Source organism: Thiomonas islandica (assembly GCF_055383445.1).
This window is the reverse complement of record NZ_AP042391.1, coordinates 1,424,959-1,449,444: the sequence shown is the minus strand read 5'-3', so window position 1 is coordinate 1,449,444 and position 24,486 is coordinate 1,424,959. Positions and strand designations below refer to the sequence as shown.

Below are 24,486 nucleotides of genomic sequence, written 5' to 3'. Positions count from 1 at the left end.
TGAAACGGCTCAGAAGGCGCCGGCCAGGGCATTGACCGTCAGCGCCAGGATCACCACATTGAAAAAGAACGCCGCCACGCTGTGCAGCAGCACCAGGCGACGCACCCGCCGCCCGGCAATATTCACGTCCGAGGTCTGGAAGGTCATGCTCAGCACCACGGAAAAATACAGATAGTCCCAGTAATCGGGAATCTGGTCGTTGGGAAACAGCAGCGCCGGTTCGCCCTTGAGACGCGCGGCGTAGTCGCTGTGCGCATACTGCAGCGCGAACATCACCGAAAAGAACAGCCACGACAGCACGATGCTGCTGCCAGCCAGCGCCAGCACACCGGGATGACCGTGCACCGCATGCAGCTCGACCGACAGCGCGGCAAACACCGCGCCCGACAGCAGCAGGCTGAACAGCAGCACGGTCCAGCGGCCTTCGGTTTCGCGCTCGGTGCGGCGCCGCAGGGTGTCGGTGGTGGCATGCCCCATCATCCACGCGGTGGTCGCCAGAAACAGCAGCGCGGCGGCGTCGAAGGCCCACAGCACGGCCAGCACCGGCGCCATCTGCGTGCGCAGCACACCCCACAACACCAAGCCCAGCGCGAGCGAGGCGCTCAGGCGCGGCCGCTGGCGCAGGGTGTGATAAAGGACAAGAGGGCGAAAGCGCATGGCAGAGCAGTGTATCGGCGGCGATGCGCGGGGCGCGCAGTGGGCTCCTAGAATTGAATTGCGCAACGCAGCACCCCGTCCACCTCACCCACCCCTGCCCCATGAGCAACGACACGTCCATCTCGCCCCCCGATCTGTCGCACATCGCCCCGCGCGAGCAAGCCGAAATCCTTGCCCAGGCGCTGCCCTATATCCGCAAGTTTCACGGCAAGACCCTGGTCATCAAGTACGGCGGCAACGCCATGACCGACCCGGCGCTGCAGCAGGACTTTGCCGAAGATGTGGTGCTGCTCAAGCTGGTCGGCATGAACCCAGTGGTGGTGCATGGCGGCGGGCCGCAGATCGACGAGGCGCTCAGCCGCGTGGGCAAGAAGGGCACTTTCGTGCAGGGCATGCGCGTGACCGACGAAGAGACCATGGAAGTGGTCGAGTGGGTGCTGGCCGGGCAGGTGCAGCAGGACATCGTCGGTCTGATCAACCACGCCGGCGGCAAGGCCGTGGGCCTGACCGGGCGCGACGGCGGGCTGATCCGTGCGCGCAAGCTGCGCATGCGCGACCGCGACAACCCCGAGGCCGAGATCGACGTCGGCCAGGTGGGCGAGGTTGCAGCGATCGATCCGTCGGTGGTCAAAGCGCTGCAGGACGATCAGTTCATTCCCGTGATCTCGCCGATCGGCTTTGGCGAGGACAATGCCGCGTTCAACATCAACGCCGACGTGGTGGCCGGCAAGCTAGCCGAGGTGCTGCGCGCGGAAAAGCTGCTGCTGCTGACCAACACCCCGGGCGTGCTGAACAAGAAGGGCGAACTGCTCACCGATCTGACCGCGCACGAAATTGACGCCATGTTCGCCGACGGCACCATTTCCGGCGGCATGCTGCCCAAGATCGCCTCGGCGCTGGACGCGGCCAAGTCTGGCGTCAACTCGGTGCACATCGTCGATGGCCGCATTCCCCATGCCATCCTGCTCGAAGTGCTGACCGAGCAGGCCTTCGGCACCATGATCCGCTCGCATTGAGCCCGCATTGAACCCCCTCGCGCTGGCCTCGTTCAGCGGCGGCAAGGACGCGATGCTCGCCGTGCAGCGCGCCCGCGCGCAGGGGCTGGAGGTGCGCTGGCTGCTGGCCATGCTGGAAGAGACCGGGCAGCGCCTGCGCAGCCACGGCGTGCCGCTGGCGTTGCTGCAGGCGCAGGCCGATGCGCTCGGGCTTGAACTGGTCACCGCTGCGGCAAGCTGGGACGACTATCAGACCGTGTTCGTCGCGCAGCTGCAGGCGCTGGCCGCACGCGGCGCAAGCGTGGCGGTTTTCGGCGACATTGACTTGCAAGCCCACCGCGACTGGGAGGAGCAGGTCTGCGCCCAGACCGGTTTGCAAGCGCATCTGCCGCTGTGGGGACAGCCCCGGCAAGCGCTGGTCGATGCGTTCCTGGCGCAAGGCTGGCGCGCCCGGGTGGTGTGCACCGACAGCCGCCATCTGGACGACACCTTCTGTGGCCGCCTGTTCGACGCCGACTTCGTCGCCAGCCTGCCCGCAGGGGTCGACGCCTGCGGGGAGAGGGGCGAGTTCCACACCTTCGTGTTCGACGGCCCGGCGTTTGCCCGCCCGGTGGCGCATCGCGTGCAGGGTCTGCGCGCCTGGACCGCGCCGGCGCGCTTCGGTGCGGTGCGCTACTGCTTTGCCGATCTGGAGCTGGCCGATGCGGCGTGACTCTGCCCACCAGACCGTTTGGCTGCTCGATCTAGACAACACCCTGCACGACGCCGCATGGCGGGTGTTTCCGCTGATGAACGCCGAAATGACCGCGTTCATCGAGCGACATCTGGGCGTGGACCGCGACGAGGCCAACCGCATCCGCGCGCAGTTCTGGCATCGCTACGGCGCCACACTGCTCGGCCTGATGCACGAGCACGGCGTGGACGCGGCACAGTTTCTGCGCGAGACGCACGCCTTTGCGCATCTGCACCGCATGCTGCGCTGCGACGCCAGCGAGCGCGCCGCGCTGGCCAGCCTGCCCGGGCGCAAGCTGGTGCTGACCAACGCCCCGCGCGACTATGCCCGCCGGGTACTGAAAATTCTCAAGCTCTGGCCGCTGGTCGATGGGCTGCTCGCGGTCGAGGACATGTGGATGTTCGGGCGGCTGCGCCCCAAGCCGGACGCGCGCATGCTGCGCCATGTGCTGGCGCGCCACCGCCTGCGCACGGTGCACTGCGTGCTGGTGGAAGACACGCCCGGGAATCTGCAGGCAGCGCGCCGCATCGGGCTACGCGGCACCTGGATGGTGCGTTACGCCCGCCGCGCGCAGCGCAGACGCCGCGATCTGCCGATGGAGCGCACTGGGCTGCACGGCCGTCCGGCGTTCATCGCCGCGCGCATCCGCAGCCTGCGCGAGCTGCATGGTCTGCGCTGATCAATCCGCATCGATCGCGTCGCCCAGTTCCCTGGCACGCTGTGCCGCGGCGTGCAGCGCGCGGCCAATCGTCATCTGCATGTCCGCCGCGTCGAACACCGCCAGCGCCGCTGCGGTCGTGCCGCCCTTGCTCGTGACATTGGCGCGCAGTGTTGCCAGCGGCTCGCTGCTACGCTGCGCAAGTGCTGCGGCACCGGCCAGCGTGGCCAGCGCCAATTCGCGCGCCTGCGCTGCGCTCAGACCGAGCTCCTCGCCGGCGCGGCTCATGGCCTCGGCCAGGTAAAACGCATACGCCGGGCCGGAACCAGACACCGCGGTCACCGCATCGAGCAAATCCTCGCGCTCGACCCACACCCGCTGCCCTGCGGGCGCGAGCAGCGCATCGGCCAGCGCACGGTCGTCCGCACTGGCCTGCGCGGTGGCATATAGCCCAGTGATGCCCTGGCCGATCAGCGCCGGGGTGTTGGGCATGGTGCGCACCATGCGCTGCGCCCCGGTCCTGCGCGCAATCGCCGCGCAGCGCACCCCGGCCATGATGCTGACCTGCAGCGCATCGGCCAGATGCGGTCGACAGTCGGCTGCGGCCTGTGCGAACTGCTGCGGCTTGACTGCCCAGACCACCGCCTGCACCTCGCGCAGCTCGGCGCCTGGCGCAGGCAGCAGGCGCACACCGTCAAAGCGCTGCTGCAGCCGCTGACGCTGCTCGGCAGACGGCTCGACCACCAGCATGCGCGCCGGGTCTGCCGCGGCACCGAGCAGCCCGCCGATCAGCGCGCTGCTCATGTTGCCGCCGCCGATGAAGGCAATGACGGGCAGGGACAGGATAGGGGTTTGGTCAGGGCGTGATGTTGAGTTCATGCGCACATTATGGCTGCCGGACGCCGCCGCCGATTCGTCGATAATCCCGGCATCATGCACGTGCTCGCTTTCGACACCAGCACCGAAGCCCTGAGCGTGGCGCTCAGCTGCCCGGACGTGTGCCACAGCCGCGACGAGCCGGGCGGTGCGCGGGCCTCGCAGCGCCTGCTGCCACTGTGTGCCGAGTTGCTGCAGCAGGCCGGTCTGCGCTTTGCCGACCTGGACCTGATCGCCATGGGTGCCGGCCCCGGCGCCTTCACCGGGTTGCGCACCGCCGTGGCGGCAGCGCAGGGTCTGGCGTATGCGCTGGGCCTGCCGGTCGCGCCGATCGATACCCTGCGGGCGCAGGCCGAAACCGCCTTCGCGCTGCTGCAGCGCGAAGGCACCCCGCGCCCCGCGCCAGACCGCCCGGCCATCGGCAGCATCGTGCTTGCGGCCAACGACGCACGCATGGGCGAGCTGTACTGGGAAGTCTTCCGCGCCGAGGCCACAGGCTGGCAACCCCTGCACCCACCCGCGGTGCACCCGCCCGACCGCGCCCTGCTAGCCTGGGCCGAAGTGCTGGCAGATCTTCAGCCAGCATTCGGCCCGCAGACGCCGCTGCACGCCTGCGGCAACGCCTGGGACGTGCATGTACAGGCGCTGTCCGCCGCCTGCGCGCGCCTGCCCGCCGACAACCCGCACCTGCACGCACTGCACCGCGCTGTGCTGCAGGCCACCCACTGCACGCCGTCCGCCGCTGCCGTAGCGCGGCTCGCAAGGCTGGACCACGCCAACGCCAAGACTGTGCCCGCGGCGCAGGCGCAGCCGATCTATGTGCGCGACAAGGTGGCGCAGACCACCGCCGAGCGCGAACTTGCCCGCGCATGAACGCCCAGTTGCATCCTGTTCAATTCCCGGCAGCGGCCGGGCAAGTCGCCTACGCGCTGCGACCGATGGCTCCGAGCGATCTCGATGCAGTGGCGCAGATCGAACAGGCGGTCTATGCCTTCCCCTGGAGCCTCGGCAATTTTGCCGATTCGCTGACCGCGCAATATCACGCCCAGGTGCTGACCGACCCGCAGGACGCGGTGATCGGCTATTTCGTCGCCATGCCCGGAGTGGAAGAAATGCACCTGCTCAACATCTGCGTAGCGCCGCCGGCGCAGGGCCAGGGACTGAGCCTGTTGATGCTCGATGCGGTGACCCTGCTCAGCCAGGCCGACGGCGCACAACTGCTATGGCTGGAAGTGCGCCCGAGCAACACGCAGGCGGTGCGCATCTACGAGCGCTACGGCTTCTACCCCATCGCCCGGCGGCGCGGCTACTACCCCGCGCTGGATACCCAAGGCCGCCCCTGCCGCGAAGATGCGCTGGTCATGTCTGCCCAGGTCAGCGACCTGCTGCAGCGCCGCGGCCTGCGCGCGGCGTCTGCCGACTGAGCGCCATGCCCGCGCAGCCCATCCCGCCTGCACCGCGCCTGACGCCGCAAACCCTGCGCTGGATGCAGACACTCGGCCTCGGGCCGGTGTACCTGCGACGCAGCGTGCTGGCGCAACACACGACTGCGCAAGCCTTCGTCCCGCAAACCACCGCAGCCGCGCAGCCCGCTGCCGCCCAGCGCGCAACCCGGGCGAGCGACATGGGCGAGATCGGGCAGGCATCCCGCAGCGCCGCAGCGCCGGCACCTGCAGCCCGATCGCCAGCCGACCCCGAGCGGACCAGCATCATTGCGCGGATGGGTTGGGAAGAACTGCGCGCGGCAACCGAAGTCTGCCGCGCCTGCAAGCTGGGCAGCTTGCGGCACCAGGCGGTGTTCGGCACCGGCTCGACCCAGCCGCGCTGGATGATCGTCGGTGAAGCCCCGGGCGCGGAGGAAGACCGCCAGGGCGAGCCTTTCGTCGGCGCCGCCGGGCAGCTGCTCGATGCCATGCTGCGGGCCGTCGGTCTGGATCGCCATGCCGACGATCCGCAGCGCGCGGTCTACATTGCCAATGTGCTCAAGTGCCGACCACCGGGCAACCGCAACCCGTTGCCCGAAGAGGTGGCGCAATGCGTGCCATGGCTCGAGCGCCAGATCGCCCTGCTTCAGCCCAGACTGATCCTCGCGCTCGGACGCTTTGCGGCGCAAACCCTGCTCGGCAGCAACGCGCCCATCAGTCAGTTGCGCGGTCGGGTGCACCGCTACGCCACCATTCCGCTGATCGTCAGCTATCACCCCGCTTACCTTCTGCGCAACCCGGCGGACAAGGCCCGGGCCTGGCGGGATCTGTGCCTTGCGCGAGACACCTTGAAGCCGACCGCGCCCGACTGAGGCACTGCGCGCGCGTCGGCATCGTCGAGTGGCGTGAAATTTTTCACGTTTTTCGCGCTGCATTCGGATAACTTCGGGTTGATACGGAGCGTGCGAATGCGGTTTCGCCCGAACAATGTAAATATCGTTAATCGATCGATCCCGGAGCTTCACGAATACCGGAACACAACACCATCATTTCAGGAGGGAGACATGCAAATCGACACCGCGTTTTTCATCAATGCCATCGGCATCGCCGTCATGATCTATGGTCTGGTGGATGTGCTGCTGCTGCGCAGCAAAATTCCGGGTGGCCAAGTCGGCAAGGCCTGGAAAATGCTCACCCTGCTGATCGGGCTGTTCACCGCGGGCTATCTCGTGTCGCCGTTTTTCAGCGCCTTGCCGACAGACTCGATCCGCCTGATCGTCGCGCTGATTTTCCTGTTCGGCGCGGTCTACGTCATTCTGACCGTGCGGCTGCTGTACCGCATCATCGCCGAGCTGACGGATTGAGGCGCAGGCCCAGCATGCAAAAAGTCAGCGCGCGGACATGAAGAATCGGTCGATGGCGTGCAGGCTGGCCTTCGGGTGCAACCGGGCCTTGTGGTCATCGTCCAGGTCGCCGAAGTCGGTGAGGTAGCAGACTGCCTTCTCGGGTTCGGCCTGGCTCGGGAACGGGTGGGTCGCACAGCGGGCTGGCGACTTGCCGATGGCGGCCGCCGCAGCGAGCTCCCGCTTCATCATGCGCCCCTTGACCGGGTCCTCATCGCGCTGCGGGTTCGCATCGCATTCGGCCGAGAACGCGGCTACTCAGTCTTGCCGAACCGGGAGTATGCCGCTCGGCTACGCCAAGGTTGCTCTGCTCTAACAGGCCGTTGAAAAACTACTGCGGTGGGCCATCTGCGGCGTTGCGCGGTGCGCGCTGCCTCGCCTATCTATTTGATATGTCTCGGTCGCTGCGCGCCGTGCGCCTTGCATCTGACCATCCTCGCGACGTTTTTCAACGGCCTGCTAAAAGGGGATGGACTGCTTGCACAGAGGCAGTGCAAGTTTGGCAGACCTGCCCACCCCGAACGCGCCGAGCCGGTAGTCGACGCCATGAGCAGCCCCGGCCTTGGCTCGCCGTGCGTACTTCACCGCAATCGCGGCAGGCACGCCGTCATTGGCGCAGGGCGGGCTTTTTGCTGTTTGCCGCCGCCATCCGAAGGGCTGCAGAAGGGCGGCATCAAAGGGGTGTGTCTCAGCGCATTTCGTCGCGGATGTACAGATCACCCTTCAGGCTGGCAATATAGGCGGCGATGTCCTCCAAGTCCTGCTTGTTGTACTGCGCCACGATGCCGCTCATGATCGGGTTGTTGCGGCCGTACAGCGGCGTCTGGTGTTTGGCCTGGTACTGCTGCAGGGCGTGAAACAGATAGCTCTGGTACTGGCCGGCGAGCTTGGGATAGTTCGGCGCAATGGGCTTGTCCAACCCCGCACCGTGACAGGCGATGCAGCCGCCCTTGTTCACCAGTTCCTCACCTTTTTTGATGTTCGCCGCGCTCGCACCCTGCGCCATGAGCAGACTGGCCACAGCCAGCAACACGAATTTGTTCATTCCGGTTCTCCCCGCTGTCATTTGATCGGCTGGCCCTTGGCCACGGCGTAGTAGGCGGCGATGTCGGCCATCTGCTGGTCGGTCAGCGACGCCGCGACTGCGCGCATGGTCGGAAAGCGACGGTTGCCGTTCTTGTACTCCTTCAGCGCGGACACGATGTACTGCGCACTCTGGCCGTTGATCATCGGCACGGCATAGATTTCGGGAAACGAGGAGCGGTAACCGCCTCCCATGTTGTGGCAGCCTTGGCAGGTGGCCACGAGCTTGGCACCCTCGGCGGCGTTACCGACCACGTCCTGCGCGTGGGCGGACGCCGCCAGCATCAGTGAGGCGAGAAAGAGGACTTTTTTCATTGCAGCGCGGAGTCTCAAGAGCCAACGAACAAGCGCCTCATTATAGGGAGCCCATGCTCGACAACGCGGCATTTTGTCGCAGTCAAGTCTCAACGCGTTCCTGAATTGACAAAACGCAGACTCGTCGTTTTGCATCAACCTGCTGCGACAACCTGCGGCAGGCGACCCGGCTGGAACAGCGCGACCCAGTCCTCCGGGAGCATGGTGCACAGTTGCACCCTGACCTTTTCGGCCTGGGCGCTGCCGGCGACCTCGGCGATGAGCCGCAGGCAGTCGTGCAGGGCCTGGAGCAGGGCCTCAGGGTGATCGGCCGCACGCAAGTGCGCCCGCGCCGGCCCGCTTTGCGCGCCAAGCAGGCGCTCGACGATGTCGAACATATACATGCGCGACAAGGCGATCGATCGTTTCGACGGCGGCGCAACCGCCTGCGCGAGTTGGGCCGCCGGCACGGCAGACGGCACCACCACCGCCGCAGCGCTGCGCCCTGCGACGGCCGCCACGACCTTTTCGACATGACCGGAAGCCATCAGCGCTTGCGCCAGCGCCAACGCCTCTTCGCCCATCAGGCCGCACAGCTCGCCCAGTGGACGGCGGCCATCGCACAGAATCAGGACATGGCGCTGTCTGGCACTCAGTGCACTGCTGCGCTGTTGCTGTTCACTGCGTCCCAGCGCCGTCTTGCGCAGGACGTAGGTCGGACTCAGTTCAGACATGGTAACCCCCTCGATCTGGGGGGAATGTAAAAGCGCCGGATGACCAGTCCGTGACACTGCCACGGTAAAAGTCTGTAACCAAGCGCCAAGCTCAGACCGGCGTCAGCGTGGCTCTGCAAAAATCTTCGGCGCTGTCGTTTGCGTCCGCCCTCAACCACATCCCTGCCCATGCACCTTTATCTGTTGGCCATCGCCGCCCTCCAAGGCGTGACCGAGCTGTTTCCCATCTCCAGCCTGGGACACAGCATTCTCGTACCCGCCCTGCTGCACTGGCCGATCGACCGCACTGCGGACTGGTTTCTGCCGTTCATCGTGGTGCTGCACCTGGGCACGGCTACGGCGCTGGTGCTGTATTTCTGGCGCGACTGGGTGCGGCTCATCGCGGGCTGGCTGCGCGCGGGCGGCAGGGCGTCCAACCCGGACGCGCGGCTGCTGTGGTTGATCGTCGTCGGCACCATTCCAGCGGGCCTGCTCGGTCTGCTGCTGTCCCATAAGATCAAGGCACTGTTCGGCGGCTTTACCTTTGCCGCAGTCGCGTTGATGTTCAATGGCCTGCTGCTGCTCGGCGGCGACTTTCTCAAGCACCGCCGCGGGCTGGTTGGCCTGCCCAGACTGGCGTGGTCGCGCGCGTTTGTCGTGGGGCTGGCACAGGCCCTGGCGCTGATTCCGGGGTTTTCCCGCTCCGGGGCCACGCTGGTGGCCGGACTGGGGCTGGGACTGAACTATGCCGACTCAGCCCGGTTTTCCTTCCTGCTCGCCACCCCGATCATCGCCGCAGCCGGGGTGCTGGAAGTGCCCAAGCTGCTCCATGCCGGCGTGCCGCACTCGCTGCTGGGCACCATCGCCGTGGCCGGGCTGCTGTCGGGTGCGTTTGCCTGGCTGTCCACCTGGTTCCTGATGCGCTGGTTTTCCACCCACGAGATGAAGGCGCTGCGACCGTTTGGCATCTACTGCCTGCTGCTGGGTGGCGTCGCGCTACTCGTTGGCTGAGCGCGCGTTGCGGAGCAGGGCCTGGACCGCCGCCACGCGCCGGCGGCTGACCGGCAACGTGTCGGGCACACCGTGCAGATGCAAGCTCCAGCCGCTGGTCTCCAGGTCGCTGGCGCCGTCGTCCGACGCTGGTACCGAGCTGTCCATCGTGCCGGCGATGCGCTCCAAGCTGCGAATCGCGCAGACCGACACCAGCGCGCTGCGGTGTATGCGCACGAAGTGCCCGGGATAGCGCTGCTCCAGATCGGTCAGCGAGATGTCCACCAGATACTGCTGCTGTGCGGTCTGCACCGTGGTGTATTTGGACTCGGCGCGGCAGTAGAGTATGTCGGTCAGCGGCACGCGTTTGAGCGCCCCGCGGTCTTGCACGGTCAGATAGACCGTGCCGACCGCCGGCACCTGCGGCTGCGCCGCCCCCCGCGCGCGCAGCCACAGCACAGCCTTGCCCATGGCCTGCGCCAGACGCTCGCGCCGCACCGGCTTGGTGAGATAGTCGATTGCGGACACGCCGAAGGCATCGAGCGCATGCTCCTCATGCGCGGTGACGAACACGATGGCCGGATGGTGCATGCCCGGATCGCCTGCGAGGCGGCGCGCCAGATCCATGCCACTGCGCCCCGGCATCTGAATGTCGAGCAGCAGCACGTCGTAGCGCTGCGCGCGCAGAAGAGCCCAGGCCTCGGCGGCGTCGGCTGCTTCGTCCACCGCGGCCTGCGCGGTTTCGGGCAGCTCGGCCAGCAGACGGCGCAGGCGGCTGCGCGCCAAGGGTTCATCATCGATCAGCAACAGGTTCATAGGGGCAGACGTAACCGGGCCCGCCAGCGGGCCTTGCCATTTTCCAGCACCTCGCCCTGGTCCACCTCGGCGGCAATGTCATACAGCAGATGCAGCCGCTGGCGGATGTTGCGCAGCGCAGTGCCGGTGCCGTTGCGACGCGGTGCGGCCACATCGTCCATCGCCGGCAGGTCGTTGCGCACGCTCACCTCGATCTGCCCGAGCCGTCGGCCCACATCGATGTCGATCTGCACCGCCCGGCTGCTGCGCTCCACCCCGTGGCGCACCGCGTTTTCTACCAGGGGCTGCAGGGTGAGGGTGGGTACGCGGATTTGCAGCAGGCTGTCGTCCACCCTCCAGTTGACCTGCATGCGCGCACCGAACCGCACCGATTCGATGTCGAGATAGCGCCGCGCGAGGTCGATTTCCTGCTCCAGGCTGACCAGGGTGCCGGGCTTGCCCACACTGGCGCGAAACAGTTCGGCCAGATCGTCGAGCACCGCCTCGGCACGGTCGGGCTGCTCGCGCACCAGCGCACTGGCGGCGTTCAGGGCGTTGAACAGGAAGTGCGGACGGATGCGTGATTGCAGCTCGCTCAGCCGCGCCTGCATGTCGATCGGCGTGAAGGCGCGGGCGCGCAGCTGCAGATAGTGCACGAACACCAGTGCCAGCACCGCCCCGACCAGCGCCGCCTGCCAGGGCTGTTGCGCCGTGCCCGGCACCAGCGCGGCAAACAGCGGTTGCACCATCAGGTTCAGCCCCAGCGCGCAGGCGCCGCCCAGCCCTGCGGCCACAGCCAGCACTGTCGCCGCAGCGCGCAGGCGCCAGAAACGCTGCGTCAGACACATCAGCGCCAGCCACAACAGGACGGCGGGCTCCACCCAGGACAGCAGCAGCAGCATCTCGACATGACTGTCGCCGGGGGGCAGGCGCAGCAGCAAAATCAACCCGAGCAGCGCGTTGACCGCAAACAGCGCCCGCACCAGGCTGCCCGGCCCGCAAATGTCTAGACGCACTGCCGCGTCGATAGAAGTGACGGGTTCTTCCATGTCCGTGCGGTGGCCGTGTCGGCGGGCTCTCTAGAATCGATGGCTTTTCACACCGGCGCTTCAACGCCACCAGCGAAGTCCTCCCATGCACGATCAATTCGAACACAAGCAGCACGCCTGGTCCGCGCGTTTTTCCGAGCCGGTCAGCGATCTGGTGCAGCGCTATACCGCCTCGGTGGGCTTCGACAGGCGGCTGGCGTTGTTCGACATCGCGGGTTCACTGGCGCATGCCACCATGCTGGCCGAGCAGGGCGTCCTCAGCGCACAGGACCTGGCGTCGATCGAACGCGGCATGGCGCAGATCCGCGCCGAGATCGAGGCCGGCACCTTCACTTGGAAACTCGAACTCGAGGACGTTCACCTGAACATTGAAGCGCGGCTGGTGCAGCTGGTGGGTGACGCCGGCAAGCGCCTGCACACCGGCCGCAGCCGCAACGATCAGGTTGCCACCGATATCCGCCTATGGCTGCGCGACAGCATCGACCAGACGATCGATCGACTCCGCGCGCTGCAGCGCGCGCTGGTGCACCTTGCTGCGCAGCATGCCGACACCATCATGCCGGGCTTCACCCATCTGCAGGTGGCGCAGCCGGTGAGCTTCGGCCACCATCTGCTGGCCTATGTAGAAATGTTCGGCCGCGACGCCGAGCGTCTGCGCGACTGCCGCAGCCGCGTCAACCGCCTGCCCCTGGGCGCTGCGGCGCTGGCCGGTACCACCTTCCCGATCGACCGCCTGCGCGTGGCCGAACTGCTGGGCTTTGACGGTGTGTGCCAGAACTCGCTCGACGCAGTGAGCGACCGCGATTTCGCCATCGAATACAGCGCATGCGCGGCGCTGATCATGGTGCACATCAGCCGCTTCAGCGAGGAACTGGTGCTGTGGATGAGCCCGGCATTTAGCTTCATCGATCTGGCCGACCGGTTCTGCACCGGATCGAGCATCATGCCGCAGAAAAAGAACCCCGACGTGCCCGAACTCGCGCGCGGCAAGACCGGGCGCGTGGCCGGTCACCTGATGGGCCTGCTGATGCTGATGAAGGGCCAGCCGCTGGCTTACAACAAGGACAACCAGGAAGACAAGGAACCGCTATTCGACACCGCCGACACGCTGATCGACACCCTGCGCATTTTCACCGACATGGTGGGCGGCATCCAGGTCCGGGTCGATGCCATGGAGCGCGTCGCGCTGCAGGGTTACTCTACAGCAACCGACCTGGCCGACTATCTGGTGAAAAAAGGGCTGCCGTTTCGCGACGCGCACGAGGCCGTTGCGCGCGCGGTGCGCTTTGCGGTCGAACGCGGCATTGGCCTGGAGGACATCGATCTGGACACCCTGCGCGGTTTCTCACCGCTGATCGACGCCGATGTGCAGCAGGTGCTGCGACTGCAAGGGTCGGTTGCCGCACGCGACCATCTCGGTGGCACCGCACCCAGCCAGGTGCGTGCCCAGGTGGCGCGCTGGCAGGCTGCGCTTGGCGAAGCCTGCCAGCGCGGGCCGCGGTGACGACCCGCAGCGCCGCCGCGCTTCAGGCGCGCGGCAGGGTCACGCCATGCTGGCCCTGATACTTACCCCCGCGATCTTTGTAGCTGACCTCGCAGACCTCGTCGCTCTCGAAAAACAGCACCTGCGCACAACCCTCGCCGGCATAGATCTTGGCGGGCAGCGGCGTGGTGTTGGAAAACTCCAGGGTCACATAGCCCTCCCACTCGGGCTCGAACGGCGTGACATTGACGATGATGCCGCAGCGCGCGTAGGTGCTCTTGCCCAGGCAGATGGTCAGTACATTGCGCGGGATGCGGAAATACTCCATGGTGCGCGCCAGCGCGAAGCTGTTGGGCGGGATGATGCACACATCACCGCGAAAGTCGACGAAGGACTTTTCGTCGAAGTTTTTCGGATCGACGATGGTGCTGTTGATGTTGGTGAAAATCTTGAATTCATTGGCGCAGCGAATATCGTAGCCATAGCTCGACGTGCCATAGCTGATGATGCGGCAGCCGTCCGCCTCGCGCACCTGACTGGGCTCGAACGGCTCGATCATCGCTGCGTTTTGCGCCATGCGGCGGATCCACTGATCGGATTTGATACTCATGATGTCTACGCAGTCCGGCTCAAGCGGACTGCTGCAAGAGAGCGAAAAGGCGCAACCATACCGCATTGATGGGGGCATCGATGCGCACGCGCTTGCGTCGGGCGGTCTGTCCGCTGAGGATCTGCACGTCACGACGGCGTACCGCACAGCAGCTTGCCAGCAGTTCGGTGAGTGCCGCATTGGCCTTGCCGTCCACGGCGGGCGCCCCTAGGCGCACGCGCAGCAGGTCGCCGCGTTCGCCGTCGATTGCCGTGCACCGCGCATTGGGCACCACCTGTACATCGACCACACAGCCTGTGCCGTCGGGATGCAGCCAAGCTGGAGGATGAGGCAAGGTCGTCATGCGGCGTACAAACAAAAACCCGGGCAGCGCGCCCGGGTTCAATCGCGTCGAACCCTCAGGGCTTGCTGGTCGGAAACGGCCAGGGTGACTGCGGGTTGAGTTTGGTTTGTGCCGGCGCGGCTTTTTTGGCCGGCGCAGCCGCGGCTTTCTTGGTCGCAGCCGCTTTCTTCGCTGGCGCGGCCTGCTTCGTGGCAACCGCCTTCTTCGCCGCAGCCTTCTTTGCCGGCGCGGCTTTCTTGGCTGGTGCCGCTTTTTTAGCTGCAACCGCCTTCTTCGCCGGTGCTGCCTTCTTTGCAGGCGCGGCTTTCTTCGCCGCAGCAACCTTCTTCACTGCGACCTTCTTGACCGCAGCCGCCTTTTTCGTTGCAGTAGCCTTCTTCGCCGGCGCCGCTTTTTTGGCGGGTGCTGCCTTCTTGGCCGGTGCCGCTTTTTTCACAGTGGCCGCGGCCTTTTTCGTCGCCGCAGCTTTTTTCGCAGTTGCCATGGTGATTCTCCTTGATCAAGTCTTATGAAATTGAGCCGGTCGCCAAATCGCGTCCGAGCGCCTCACGGCCCCGCCTCCCGGCGGTTTCCTGTACGGGACATCGGCACGGCGTTCAGCCGGCACCACCTGCAATCGGTTCAGCGCGGATCCGTGCAGGGGATTCGCCTCCCGCGGCCACAGGGGCCCGGCGGGAAGGAATGCGAAACGGCGCCCCACGCTCGAGCCCGCGGCCTCGCACGAGCCGAGACGACAGTGGGCGCGCCTGGAAGAACGGAACAAGGAGCCGGGCATCTGCAATGATGCCTTCAGGCCATGTGCTGCGCAAAACAGCGCGGACGACTCCACCCACCGGCCCTGCGCAGCCGGTCGTGTCTGGGTGGAATGGGCGCGATGGATGGTCACAGTATTGTGCGTGCTCGCAAGTCAGGCAGGCATCATTCCCAGGACAGCGCGCCACCCGACTGATACTCGATCACCCGGGTTTCGAAGAAGTTGCGTTCCTTCTTCAGGTCGATCATCTCGCTCATCCAGGGGAAGGGGTTTTCTTCGTGAGGAAAGATGGGATCGAGCCCGATCTGCACCGCACGGCGGTTGGCGATGAAGCGCAGATAACCCTTGAACATCGAGGCGTTGAGCCCCAGCACGCCGCGCGGCATGGTGTCCTCGGCATAGCGATATTCGAGGTCGATGGCCTGATGGAACAAATCGGTGATTTCGCGCTTGAACTCGGGCGTCCAAAGGTGCGGGTTCTCCAGCTTGATCTGGTTGACCAGATCGATGCCAAAGTTGCAGTGCATGGACTCGTCGCGCAGGATGTACTGGTACTGCTCGGCCGCACCGGTCATCTTGTTCTGCCGGCCCATCGACAGGATCTGGGTGAAGCCGACATAGAAGAACAGTCCTTCCATCAGGCAGGAGAACACGATGATCGAACGCAGCAGCTCCTGGTCGTGACGTTCTGTGCCACCGAACGCCGAGGTGCGGAATGCCGGGTTGGTGAGGGTGTCGATGAAGGGGATGAGAAACTCGTCCTTGTCGCGGATCGACGGAATCTCGTGATAGGAGTTGAAGATCTCGCCCTCGTCCAGCCCGATGCTCTCGACGATGTACTGATAGGCATGGGTGTGGATTGCTTCTTCGAATGCCTGACGCAGCAGATACTGGCGGCACTCGGGATTGGTGATGTGACGATAGGTGCCCAGCACGATGTTGTTGGCTGCAAGCGAATCGGCAGTGGTGAAAAAGCCGAGGTTGCGCTTGATGATCAGACGTTCGTCATCGGTGAGGCCATGGGGGTCCTTCCACATCGCGATGTCGCGCGACATGTTGATTTCCTGCGGCATCCAGTGATTGGCGCAGGAGGCCAGGTACTTGTCCCAGGCCCACTTGTACTTGAACGGCACGAGCTGGTTGACATCGGCCCGGCAGTTGATGATGCGCTTGTCCTCGGCGCGAACGCGGGCGTTGGACGCGGCACGCTGGCTGTAAGGGTCTGGATGAAGACCTGCAGTCATCGCCGGTGCAGAGACAGCGGCCTGCGCCGCGCGGTGCGCTGTGGCCGTATCGCTCATCAAGGGGAAAGAACGCCCTGCCAGCGCGGCTTGCGCGGAGCTTGCAGAGTTCGGTTGTGGATCGTCCCAGGTAAGCATGTTCGTGACCTCTTTCAGATTATCAAGTGTTCAAAGCAAGCGCTCAATACGATTGCAATGGGGATGCGCGGTTTGTGATGCGCATGTTGTGCTGGCGCATCGCAGGCCGCATGGGCATGGTGTCGCAGCGATGCACCGTAATGCCGCGCGGGTTCACTGACAGGCTTCGCATTCCGGGTTGTCGATGGCACAGAAGCGAATGTCTCCGGACTGCGCCACGACCTGCGCCGATGCGACAGCCGATACCGGCGCGCTCGGCGCTTGCGGCACCGCGTTGAGCTGGCCAGCCTTGACCGTGGACTTCTCGGCATGCGTGGCCCCGATGGTGCGTAGGTAATAAGTGGTCTTCAGACCGCTCATCCAGGCCAGCTTGTAGGTGTCGTCGAGCAGCTTGCCCGAGGCGTTGGCCATGTAGATATTGAGCGACTGCGCCTGATCGATCCACTTCTGACGGCGCGCTGCAGCTTCGACGATCCATCTGGCATCGATCTCGAACGCCGTGGCATACAGTGCTTTCAGATCGGCCGGGATGCGGTCGATGCGCTGCGTGCTGCCGTCGAAATACTTGAGATCGGCCACCATCACCGCATCCCACAGTCCACGGGCCTTGAGGTCGCGCACCAGGTACTGGTTGATGACCGTGAACTCACCCGACAGATTGGACTTGACATACAGGTTCTGGAAGGTGGGCTCGATGCTGGCGTCGACGCCAACGATATTGGAGATTGTGGCCGTGGGCGCAATTGCCACGCAGTTGGAATTGCGCATGCCGTGCTGCCGGATGTGCTCGCGCAGCGCGTCCCAGTCGAGGGTGCTCGAGGTGTCGGCCTCGACGTAGCCGCCGCGCTGCTCGGCGAGTAGCTTCAGGCTGTCGAGCGGCAGGATGCCGCGATCCCACAGCGAGCCGCTGTAGCTGCTGTAGCGCCCGCGCTCACGCGCCAGCTCGCTCGATGCCCAATAGGCCTCATAGCACACCGCCTCCATCGAACGGTCGGCGAACTCGACCGCCTGCGGCGAGGCATACGGAATGCGCAGTTGATACAGGCAGTCCTGAAAGCCCATGATGCCCAGACCTACCGGGCGATGCCGCAGGTTGGCGTTGCGCGCCTTGGCGACGGCGTAGTAGTTGATGTCGATGACGTTGTCGAGCATGCGCATCGCCGTGCGCACGGTGCGCCGGAGCTTGGCCTGGTCGATGACCTTCGTACCGTCGGGCCCGTCGGCCAGATGCGCGGCAAGGTTGACCGAGCCGAGGTTGCAGACCGCAATTTCGCTGTCGCTGGTGTTGAGCGTGATTTCGGTGCAGAGATTGCTCGAGTGCACGACGCCGACATGCTGCTGCGGGCTGCGCACATTGCAGGCGTCCTTGAACGTGATCCAGGGGTGCCCGGTTTCGAACAGCATGGTCAGCATCTTGCGCCACAGCTGCACCGCGGGAACGATCTTGTGCAGCTTGATCTCGCCATCGCGCGCTTTTTGCTCGTAGCGCAGGTAGGCCTCCTCGAAGGCGCGGCCGAATTTGTCGTGCAGATCCGGCACGTCCGACGGCGAGAACAGCGTCCAGTCGCCGCCTTCGATGACGCGCTTCATGAACAGGTCGGGGATCCAGTTCGCCGTGTTCATGTCGTGCGTACGCCGACGGTCGTCACCAGTGTTCTTGCGTAGCTCGAGGAACTCCTCGATGTCGAGGTGCCAGGTCTCGAGGTAAGCGCAGACCGCACCTTTGCGCTTACCGCCCTGGTTGACCGCGACCGCGGTGTCGTTGACCACCTTGAGGAACGGCACCACGCCCTGGCTCTTGCCGTTGGTGCCTTTGATGTGGCTGCCAAGCGCGCGCACCCGCGTCCAGTCGTTGCCAAGCCCGCCAGCGAATTTCGACAGCAGCGCGTTTTCCTTGATCGCTTCGTAAATGCCGTCGAGATCGTCGGCGACGGTGGTGAGATAGCAGCTCGACAGCTGCGACCGCCGGGTACCGGAGTTAAACAGCGTCGGCGTGCTGCTCATGAAGTCGAAACTCGACAGCAGCTCGTAGAACTCGATCGCGCGCGCCTCTCGGTCGATTTCGTTCAGCGCCAGCCCCATGGCCACGCGCATGAAGAAGGCCTGCGGCAGCTCAATGCGGCGGCCGTCTTTGTTGACCCGCGTGTCGGCGCGGTTGACAAGGAAGTAGCGGTCGTACAGGGTCTGCAGGCCGAGATAGTCGAACTGCAGATCGCGCTGGGCCTTAAGCGCTGCGCCCAACCGCGCCAGATCGAATTGCGCCAGACGCTCGTCGAGCAGTTCGAGCGCGATGCCCTCCTTGATGCATTGCGGGAAATACTCGGCATAGCGCTGTTCCATGTCGTGCTGTGTGACCTCCTCGCCCAGGGTTTCGCGACGCATGGTGTGCAGCAGCAGGCGTGCGGTGACCTTGGAGTAGTCCGGGTCGCGCTCGATCAGGGTACGCGCGGCCAGGATGGCCGCCTTGTAGACCTCGAGCATCGGCACGCCGTCGTATAGATTGCGCAGGGTTTCCGAAACGATGGGCTCGGCCTTGACCTCCGCGCTCAGGCCGTCGCAGGCCGAATCGATCAGGTGCACCAGCGCCGCCTTGTCGAGCGGCTTGCGGTCCTGGCCGTCGAGCACGTGTAGGGTGGGTGCTGCGGCCTGCTGCGCGCCCTGGGCTTTCTGCTTGGCACGTTCCTGCGCGCGGCGCTCGCGGTACAGCACATAGGCACGCGCCACCTCGTGCTGGCCGGCGCGCATCAGGGCGAGCTCGACCTGATCCTGGACGTCCTCGATATGAAAGGTGCCGCCGCTGGGACGGCTGCGCAGCAGCGCACGCACCACGCTTTCGGTCAGTGCCTGCACGGTCTCGCGCATGCTCGCCGAGGCCGCACCCTGCCCGCCCTGCACTGCGAGAAACGCCTTGGTCATGGCCACGGCGATCTTGCCCGGCTCGAAACCGACCACGGCCCCGTTGCGACGAATGATCTTGTAGTCGGAAAAGTCGCCCAGTGCGGATTGCTGCGGTATGTCCACACCGCGGGGCGAGGACGGCGAAGCGGGGTGGGCGGATGGGAACGCGGCAGTGGGGGTCAGAGACATCGGGAACTCCTTGGGACGTACCGCACAGACCGTCTGGTCTGGTGGTATCCAGACGCAAGACGCGCTGTGCTGCGCAACGGCACGGGTTGATCGGGCCGGTCGGCCGCATCCCCTGGCGATGGGGTTCGGGCAAGCGCGAAGTGTTTGCACCGCTGTCGTCAGTCCGGGGAGTGGTGGACCGGCAAGACACTATATCTAGGGTCAAATCGAATTTCAACCACTATTTATAGCGCCTCACAAATCGACAGCCCACCCACAGCTTGTGCACAGAGTCATGCACAGCCGCAGGCTGCGCGGTGATCAGAACTGCTGGAAAGGAAAGGCCTTGGCCGGCAGCGCCAGGCCGTTGCGCAGCGCTTTCCACTCGAAGCCGGAACCCGGGTCGGTCTTGCGGCCCGGGGCGATGTCGCTGTGCCCCACCACCGCACGCAGGGGATAGCGCACCAGCAGCTCGGATCCGAGCGCGATCAGGGTGTCGTACTGCGCCGGCTCGAACGGCGTGTCGTCGCTGCCTTCGAGTTCAATGCCGATGCTGAAGTCGTTGCAGCGCGTGCGGCCGAAAAACTGCGACACCCCGGCATGCCAGGCACGTCGCTCGCACGAGACAAACTGGGTCAGCCCTCCGTCGCGATGCACCACGAAATGCGCGGAGACCTTCAGTCCCGCCAGAGCAGCGAATGCCGGGTGCTGCGCGGGATCGAGGCGGTTGCAGAACAGACGCTCGATCGCGTCACCGCCGTACTGGCGCGGCGGCAGCGCGATGCAGTGAATCACCAACAGATCGATGCGCATGCCTGGCGGCCGGTCATCCGCGTTGGGCGACGGGATGTGGCGAGCATATGGCAGCCAACCGGTATCGACCACCTGCATCATGGCTGACCTGCCGGATCTCATCGGCCCAGCTCGTCTGAGCCATCGCCCGGCTCGCGGATGTCCAGACGCTCCATGCGGTAGCGAATCTGCCGCAGGTTCAGCCCCAGCATCTGCGCTGCTGCGGTGCGGTTGAAGCGGGTGCGGCGCAGCGCCTCGCACAGGATGCTGCGCTCGACCTGATCGAGATAGGCGCCGAGGTCGGCAGGCAGCGGGATCGGCGCCGCAGCCTGATGCAGATGCGCCGCAGCCGGCGGTTGCAGCGGGATTGGCGATGTCAGCGGTGTCGCGGCAACGGTCTGCGGCGACGCGCCGGGCAAGGCGATGTCTTCCGGGCCGATCAGATCGTGCGTCGACAGCGCCGCCGCACGGTGCAGCAGGTTGTCGAGTTCGCGCACATTGCCGTGGAAGCGGTGCTGCTGCAGGTGCTGCAGCGCCAGCGGGCTCAGCCGCAGCCCCGGGCGAGCATTGTCGCGGCGAATGTTGGCCAGCAGTGCCTCGACCAGCAGCGGCAGGTCGTCCAACCGTTCGCGCAGCGGCGGCAGGGTCACGGCGATGACGTTGAGGCGGTAGAACAGGTCCTGCCGGAACTGCCCTTGCGCCACCATCTGCTCCAGATTGCGGTGCGTGGCGCTGACCAGCCGTACATCGACTGCGATTTCTGCGGTCTCGCCCACCGGACGCACGCGCCGCTCCTGCACGACGCGCAGCAGCTTGGCCTGCATTGCCAGCGGCAATTCGCCGATTTCGTCGAGAAACAGCGTGCCGCCCTGCGCCGCGGCAAAAAAACCGGCGTGATCGCTGGCGGCCCCGGTGAACGCCCCCTTGCGGTAGCCAAAGAACTCGGCTTCGAGCAGTTGCTCGGGAATGGCGCTGCAGTTCACCGGCACGAAGGGCCCGGCAGCACGGGCGCTGCACTCGTGCACCGCGCGCGCCGCAAGCTCCTTGCCGGTACCCGATTCGCCGCAAATCAGCACCGGCGCCATGCTGCGTGCCACGCGCTGCAGCGTCTGCTTGAGAGTGCGCATCACCGGCGTCTCGCCCACCATGCGCAGCAACGCGCTGCTGCGGGGCGGCTGCGCCTCCTGCCGCGCGGTGGCGATGGCCGCATGCACCGTGCGGCGCAGTGCGGCCAGATCCACCGGCTTGGTCAGATAGTCGAAGGCGCCGGCCTTGAGTGCGGCCACGGCGTTGCCAGCGCTGCCAAAGGCGGTGATGACAATGGACTTCTCATGGCGGTCGGGCTGATTTTCCAGCCAGCGCAGCAGATCGAGGCCTTCGCCGTCGGGCAGACGCATGTCGGTGAGCATCAGTGTGTAGCGCCGGCGCTCCAGGTGTTCGCGCGCCTGCGCCACGCTGTCGGCCACATCGATCTGCCAGCCCTCATGCACCAGGCTCAGGGTGTAGAGCTCGCGCAGATCCGGCTCGTCGTCGACGATGAGAATGCGCAGGTCTGCTGGGTTCATGCCTGGTGACCGGATGCGATCTGGATGACAAAGGCGCCGCGCGCCTGCGGCGTACCTTCGCGCTCGATACGATAAAGCAGCCGCGCGCCGTTGCGCTGACACAGTTCGTGGGAAATATACAGGCCCAGCCCCACGCCACGGTTGCTCGTGGTGCGAAACGGCTCGAACAGTTGCGCGCGCACTTCGGCGTCGATCAGCGGGCCATCGTTGGCCACTTGGATCTCGATCACGTGCGGGGCGCCGAGCTGGCGGATTTCGATCGCGTGCGGCTGGTTGCTGGCATAGCGGCGGGCATTGCTCAGCAGGTTGACCAGCACGCGGCGCAGGTGCAGCGCATCAAAACGGATCTGCGCCGCCTCGTCCTGAATGAGCAGGTCGATGCGGCCGGCACCGGGTATGTCGAACTCGGCATGCAGCTCACGCAGCAGCGGCGCGCATGCGAACCGAGCGATCTCGCGCGGCGCGGTGCGGCCGAGCTCGAGCACATCCTCGACCGTGCGATTGATGCGCTCGACATTCTGTGCGATCAGGTGGTGCAGGCGCTCGCGCTGCGCCGGGTCTGCGGCGAACTCCCGGGCCAGCTGATTAGCTTGGCCGATCGCGCCCAGCGGATTGCGGATTTCGTGCGCCACGCTGGCTACCAGCCTGCCCATCGCTGCGAGCTTTTCCTGCTGGATGCGCGCATCGATCTCACGCAGATCCTGCAGCACGATGAGGTAGGCAACGCCCCCGGGCAGGTTGTCCAGCCTGGTCAACCGCAGCAACAGCCGGCGGCCGGAGGGCGTGCGGGCCTGTACCTGCGTTTCTTCCTCGCCGTCGATGGCCATGCGCTCGATCGCCTGCTGCACCACGGCCGCCACCGGCAGATCGCCCAGCGCCCTGCGCCCGCCGAGCCAACGTGCGGTCACCGCATCGCCCCAGGGCAAGTCGAGCAGTTGTTGCGCCGCTGGATTGACCGCTTCGAGCACCATCTTCCGGTCAACCACCATCACCCCGTCGTGTTGCGCCTCGATCACCCGTTGGTTCAGCGCCATCTGTCGCCGCGCAATCGACTCGCTGGCGCTGGCCCGCGCTTCCTGACGCGCCAGCCGCTGCGACAGCTGCCAGGTCAGCACCGCCACCGCAAAATAAGCCGCCCCGACAAACGCCGCGTTGAGTAGCCGCTGATCGGCCTCGGCCGCACCGACGAGCAGCCCCGGCATGGCGCCGCCGAGCAGGGTCAGTGTCACCAGCGCCGCAACGAACAGGGTCAGCGACAAAGTGCCATAAACCCCCGCGGCGAGCACCGGCAACGCGTAGATCAGCGAAAACTCCCGCGCCGGGTAGCCCGCGGTGAACTGCAGCAGGGTGAACACCAGCAGATCGACCGCGATGGCGATCAACACCTGCCAGGCCAGACCGTCGCTGCGCCAGAAACTCCACCACAGGCTCAGGGCGGTCTGCACCACATAGGCGCCGGCGATCCAATAGCCCAGCCGCATTCCAGGTGGATGTCCTGCGACCGAGGCCGCTTGCAGCATGGGCAGCAGCACCAGCCAACCCAGCAGCATCACGGCCATGAGCAGCCGCGCTGCGGCCAGCACGCGGAAGGTGCGCAGCCGTTCGCGGCCAAGCCGCGAAGACGGTACCAGCGCCGTGCCGGGGGGCGAGGCGTGCGGCGCGAACAGCGATTGTGCAAACGCGCTGTCTGCGGCGAGCGCCGAGGCCGGCTTATGACCCGAGACGGGCATGCTCTTCGCTGCAATACGGCTTGCCGTCGCACCAGACGCAGCGGCTGGCCGGCAGATGCACGCCACAGTGCGCACACGGCAGCATCGCCTCGGGAACCTGGGGTGGCTTGCGCGGCGATCCAGGCGGCGGCATCCGGGTACCTTGCTGTTGTTTTTTGATCAGCATCAGCCCGACGATGACCACGACGAACAGGACGAGGTATTTCATCGGTGCAGAATCACCTGCAGCACAAAGCGCGAGCCGACATAGGTCAGCAACAGCAGCACCGTGCCCGAAAACAGCCAGGTCAATGCCCGCGTGCCACGCCAGCCGAGGAACGCCCTGCCGAACATGAGCACCGCAAACATCACCCAGGCGGCAATGCCGAACACGGTCTGGTGATTGAACTCGAACGGCTTGCCGAACAGCTCCTCGCTGAAAGTGGCGGCGAAGATCAGCGAGGCCGTCAGTAGCACGAAGCCCACCGCCGCCAGGCGGTAGGTGAGCTTTTCCAGCGTGAGCAGCGGCAGGCTGCGCGACACGCCAGCCACCGCCGCCTTGCGCCGGTGCAGGGAATACTCGGCTGTCCACAACAGAATGCCGTGCAGCGCGGCCGTGCCGAACAGACCGTAGGCCGCGATGCCCATGGCCCAGTGCAACGCAAATGTCGGCCCAGCGCCGTAGGGCGGCGTAAATCCCCCGGGAAAGACCCAGGTCAGCAGAATGGAAATCGCCGCCAGCAGGCAAATCCAGCTGCGCAGGGTCTGCAACGGGTAATACAGACTCTCCACCCAATAGACCGCGGCCACCAGCCAAAAGGTCACCGACAGCGCCTGGGCGAAGCCGAAATGTGGTTGCAGCTCGCCACGCAGCACCAGAACGAAGGTCACGGTCTGCGCCGCCCAGGCCAGCGCCATCACCCCGGTGGACCATTGCTCGAAGCGGCGCGTTGCGGCGGTCGCTGCGCTTTCGGCGCGCCCGAGCGTCAAAACCGGACTTGGCCGCGACAGCAAGGCAGCCAGCACATACAGCACGAACGCAAGGCCATTCACTAAAATCGACATAGTCCGAGTTTAACCGAGCCCCTTGCGGTCAAGAGGCGTCGCCCGCCGCA

General features: G+C 65.6%; 27 protein-coding genes. 9 read left to right on the top strand and 18 right to left on the bottom strand.

Features of this window, described 5'->3' with window-relative positions:
* Positions 1-9: 9 nt before the first annotated feature.
* Positions 10-657, bottom strand: a complete 648-nt coding sequence (locus ACZ47F_RS07000) for a DUF1345 domain-containing protein (protein ID WP_464924033.1) — start codon at positions 655-657, stop codon at positions 10-12.
* Positions 658-758: 101 nt separating this feature from the next.
* On the opposite strand from ACZ47F_RS07000, the gene argB reads away from it, so the two are divergent.
* The 3 genes from argB to ACZ47F_RS06985 are packed head-to-tail and all read left to right on the top strand — an operon-like array spanning position 759 to position 3,064.
* Positions 759-1,673 carry an acetylglutamate kinase gene (gene argB / locus ACZ47F_RS06995; protein ID WP_464924032.1) on the top strand — a complete coding sequence of 305 codons (915 nt, stop codon included), beginning with the start codon at positions 759-761 and terminating at the stop codon, positions 1,671-1,673.
* A 7-nt stretch (positions 1,674-1,680) separates the two neighbouring features.
* On the top strand, positions 1,681-2,364 hold the full coding sequence (locus ACZ47F_RS06990; RefSeq protein ID WP_464924031.1) for a Dph6-related ATP pyrophosphatase: 684 nt from the start codon (positions 1,681-1,683) through the stop codon (positions 2,362-2,364).
* Positions 2,354-3,064: a pyrimidine 5'-nucleotidase gene (locus ACZ47F_RS06985; RefSeq protein ID WP_464924030.1), complete on the top strand. Its 711-nt coding sequence runs from the start codon at positions 2,354-2,356 to the stop codon at positions 3,062-3,064. Before ACZ47F_RS06990 ends, ACZ47F_RS06985 begins: the two co-directional genes overlap by 11 nt.
* Here the strand turns inward: ACZ47F_RS06985 and proC are convergent, their stop codons facing one another.
* Positions 3,065-3,922: a pyrroline-5-carboxylate reductase gene (gene proC / locus ACZ47F_RS06980; protein ID WP_464926548.1), complete on the bottom strand. Its 858-nt coding sequence runs from the start codon at positions 3,920-3,922 to the stop codon at positions 3,065-3,067.
* 54 nt (positions 3,923-3,976) lie between these two features.
* Here proC and tsaB point away from each other — a divergent pair, with 54 nt between their 5' ends.
* The 4 genes from tsaB (at position 3,977) to ACZ47F_RS06960 (ending at position 6,707) form a co-directional block, all read left to right on the top strand.
* Positions 3,977-4,792 (top strand): tRNA (adenosine(37)-N6)-threonylcarbamoyltransferase complex dimerization subunit type 1 TsaB, encoded by an 816-nt coding sequence (gene tsaB / locus ACZ47F_RS06975; protein ID WP_464926547.1) that lies wholly within the window; start codon positions 3,977-3,979, stop codon positions 4,790-4,792.
* A gap of 65 nt (positions 4,793-4,857) precedes the next feature.
* A complete protein-coding gene (gene rimI / locus ACZ47F_RS06970; RefSeq protein ID WP_464926546.1) occupies positions 4,858-5,343 on the top strand; it encodes a ribosomal protein S18-alanine N-acetyltransferase in 486 nt (161 codons plus the stop codon).
* Positions 5,344-5,348: 5 nt separating this feature from the next.
* Positions 5,349-6,215, top strand: a complete 867-nt coding sequence (locus ACZ47F_RS06965) for a uracil-DNA glycosylase (protein WP_464926545.1) — start codon at positions 5,349-5,351, stop codon at positions 6,213-6,215.
* A gap of 192 nt (positions 6,216-6,407) precedes the next feature.
* Positions 6,408-6,707 (top strand): hypothetical protein, encoded by a 300-nt coding sequence (locus ACZ47F_RS06960; RefSeq protein ID WP_464926544.1) that lies wholly within the window; start codon positions 6,408-6,410, stop codon positions 6,705-6,707.
* A gap of 24 nt (positions 6,708-6,731) precedes the next feature.
* On the opposite strand, the gene ACZ47F_RS06955 is transcribed toward ACZ47F_RS06960, so the two are convergent.
* The 4 genes from ACZ47F_RS06955 to ACZ47F_RS06940 form a co-directional block, all read right to left on the bottom strand.
* On the bottom strand, positions 6,732-6,935 hold the full coding sequence (locus tag ACZ47F_RS06955; RefSeq protein ID WP_464926543.1) for a hypothetical protein: 204 nt from the start codon (positions 6,933-6,935) through the stop codon (positions 6,732-6,734).
* Between the two features lie 499 nt (positions 6,936-7,434).
* Positions 7,435-7,791, bottom strand: coding sequence for a c-type cytochrome (locus ACZ47F_RS06950; RefSeq protein ID WP_464926542.1), 357 nt, complete (start codon positions 7,789-7,791; stop codon positions 7,435-7,437).
* A 17-nt stretch (positions 7,792-7,808) separates the two neighbouring features.
* Positions 7,809-8,144 carry a c-type cytochrome gene (locus ACZ47F_RS06945; protein WP_464926541.1) on the bottom strand — a complete coding sequence of 112 codons (336 nt, stop codon included), beginning with the start codon at positions 8,142-8,144 and terminating at the stop codon, positions 7,809-7,811.
* Between the two features lie 134 nt (positions 8,145-8,278).
* Positions 8,279-8,857 (bottom strand): hypothetical protein, encoded by a 579-nt coding sequence (locus tag ACZ47F_RS06940; RefSeq protein ID WP_464926540.1) that lies wholly within the window; start codon positions 8,855-8,857, stop codon positions 8,279-8,281.
* A gap of 168 nt (positions 8,858-9,025) precedes the next feature.
* Between ACZ47F_RS06940 and ACZ47F_RS06935 the strand changes: the two genes are divergently transcribed.
* Complete coding sequence (locus ACZ47F_RS06935) at positions 9,026-9,847, top strand: undecaprenyl-diphosphate phosphatase (protein WP_464926539.1); 822 nt, start codon at positions 9,026-9,028, stop codon at positions 9,845-9,847.
* Here ACZ47F_RS06935 and ACZ47F_RS06930 read toward each other — a convergent pair.
* Both ACZ47F_RS06930 and ACZ47F_RS06925 read right to left on the bottom strand, forming a co-directional pair.
* Entirely contained in the window at positions 9,833-10,642 is an 810-nt protein-coding gene (locus ACZ47F_RS06930) for a LytR/AlgR family response regulator transcription factor (RefSeq protein WP_464926538.1), read from the bottom strand. The genes ACZ47F_RS06935 and ACZ47F_RS06930 overlap by 15 nt on opposite strands.
* Positions 10,639-11,670, bottom strand: a complete 1,032-nt coding sequence (locus tag ACZ47F_RS06925) for a sensor histidine kinase (RefSeq protein WP_464926537.1) — start codon at positions 11,668-11,670, stop codon at positions 10,639-10,641. The genes ACZ47F_RS06930 and ACZ47F_RS06925 overlap by 4 nt, the downstream gene beginning before the upstream one ends.
* An 85-nt stretch (positions 11,671-11,755) precedes the next feature.
* Here ACZ47F_RS06925 and argH point away from each other — a divergent pair, with 85 nt between their 5' ends.
* A complete protein-coding gene (argH, locus tag ACZ47F_RS06920; protein WP_464926536.1) occupies positions 11,756-13,174 on the top strand; it encodes an argininosuccinate lyase in 1,419 nt (472 codons plus the stop codon).
* Between the two features lie 22 nt (positions 13,175-13,196).
* Here the strand turns inward: argH and dcd are convergent, their stop codons facing one another.
* From dcd to ACZ47F_RS06870, 10 genes are all read right to left on the bottom strand, one after another.
* Positions 13,197-13,763, bottom strand: coding sequence for a dCTP deaminase (dcd, locus tag ACZ47F_RS06915; protein WP_464926535.1), 567 nt, complete (start codon positions 13,761-13,763; stop codon positions 13,197-13,199).
* 19 nt (positions 13,764-13,782) lie between these two features.
* Positions 13,783-14,106: a DUF167 domain-containing protein gene (locus tag ACZ47F_RS06910; RefSeq protein WP_464926534.1), complete on the bottom strand. Its 324-nt coding sequence runs from the start codon at positions 14,104-14,106 to the stop codon at positions 13,783-13,785.
* Positions 14,107-14,161: 55 nt separating this feature from the next.
* A complete protein-coding gene (locus tag ACZ47F_RS06905) occupies positions 14,162-14,590 on the bottom strand; it encodes a histone (RefSeq protein ID WP_464926533.1) in 429 nt (142 codons plus the stop codon).
* A 434-nt stretch (positions 14,591-15,024) separates the two neighbouring features.
* Positions 15,025-16,239, bottom strand: coding sequence for a ribonucleotide-diphosphate reductase subunit beta (locus ACZ47F_RS06900; RefSeq protein ID WP_464926532.1), 1,215 nt, complete (start codon positions 16,237-16,239; stop codon positions 15,025-15,027).
* A 153-nt stretch (positions 16,240-16,392) separates the two neighbouring features.
* Positions 16,393-19,326: a ribonucleoside-diphosphate reductase subunit alpha gene (locus ACZ47F_RS06895; protein ID WP_464926531.1), complete on the bottom strand. Its 2,934-nt coding sequence runs from the start codon at positions 19,324-19,326 to the stop codon at positions 16,393-16,395.
* 300 nt (positions 19,327-19,626) lie between these two features.
* On the bottom strand, positions 19,627-20,199 hold the full coding sequence (gene ampD, locus ACZ47F_RS06890; RefSeq protein WP_464926530.1) for a 1,6-anhydro-N-acetylmuramyl-L-alanine amidase AmpD: 573 nt from the start codon (positions 20,197-20,199) through the stop codon (positions 19,627-19,629).
* Positions 20,200-20,216: 17 nt separating this feature from the next.
* Entirely contained in the window at positions 20,217-21,662 is a 1,446-nt protein-coding gene (locus ACZ47F_RS06885) for a sigma-54-dependent transcriptional regulator (protein ID WP_464926529.1), read from the bottom strand.
* Positions 21,659-23,392: a sensor histidine kinase gene (locus ACZ47F_RS06880; RefSeq protein WP_464926528.1), complete on the bottom strand. Its 1,734-nt coding sequence runs from the start codon at positions 23,390-23,392 to the stop codon at positions 21,659-21,661. The genes ACZ47F_RS06885 and ACZ47F_RS06880 overlap by 4 nt, the downstream gene beginning before the upstream one ends.
* The gene (locus tag ACZ47F_RS06875; RefSeq protein ID WP_464926527.1) at positions 23,373-23,600 is read right to left on the bottom strand and encodes a PP0621 family protein; all 228 of its coding nucleotides are present in this window, start codon (positions 23,598-23,600) and stop codon (positions 23,373-23,375) included. The genes ACZ47F_RS06880 and ACZ47F_RS06875 overlap by 20 nt, the downstream gene beginning before the upstream one ends.
* Complete coding sequence (locus ACZ47F_RS06870; RefSeq protein WP_464926526.1) at positions 23,597-24,436, bottom strand: cytochrome C assembly family protein; 840 nt, start codon at positions 24,434-24,436, stop codon at positions 23,597-23,599. The genes ACZ47F_RS06875 and ACZ47F_RS06870 overlap by 4 nt, the downstream gene beginning before the upstream one ends.
* Between the last annotated feature and the right edge of the window lie 50 nt (positions 24,437-24,486).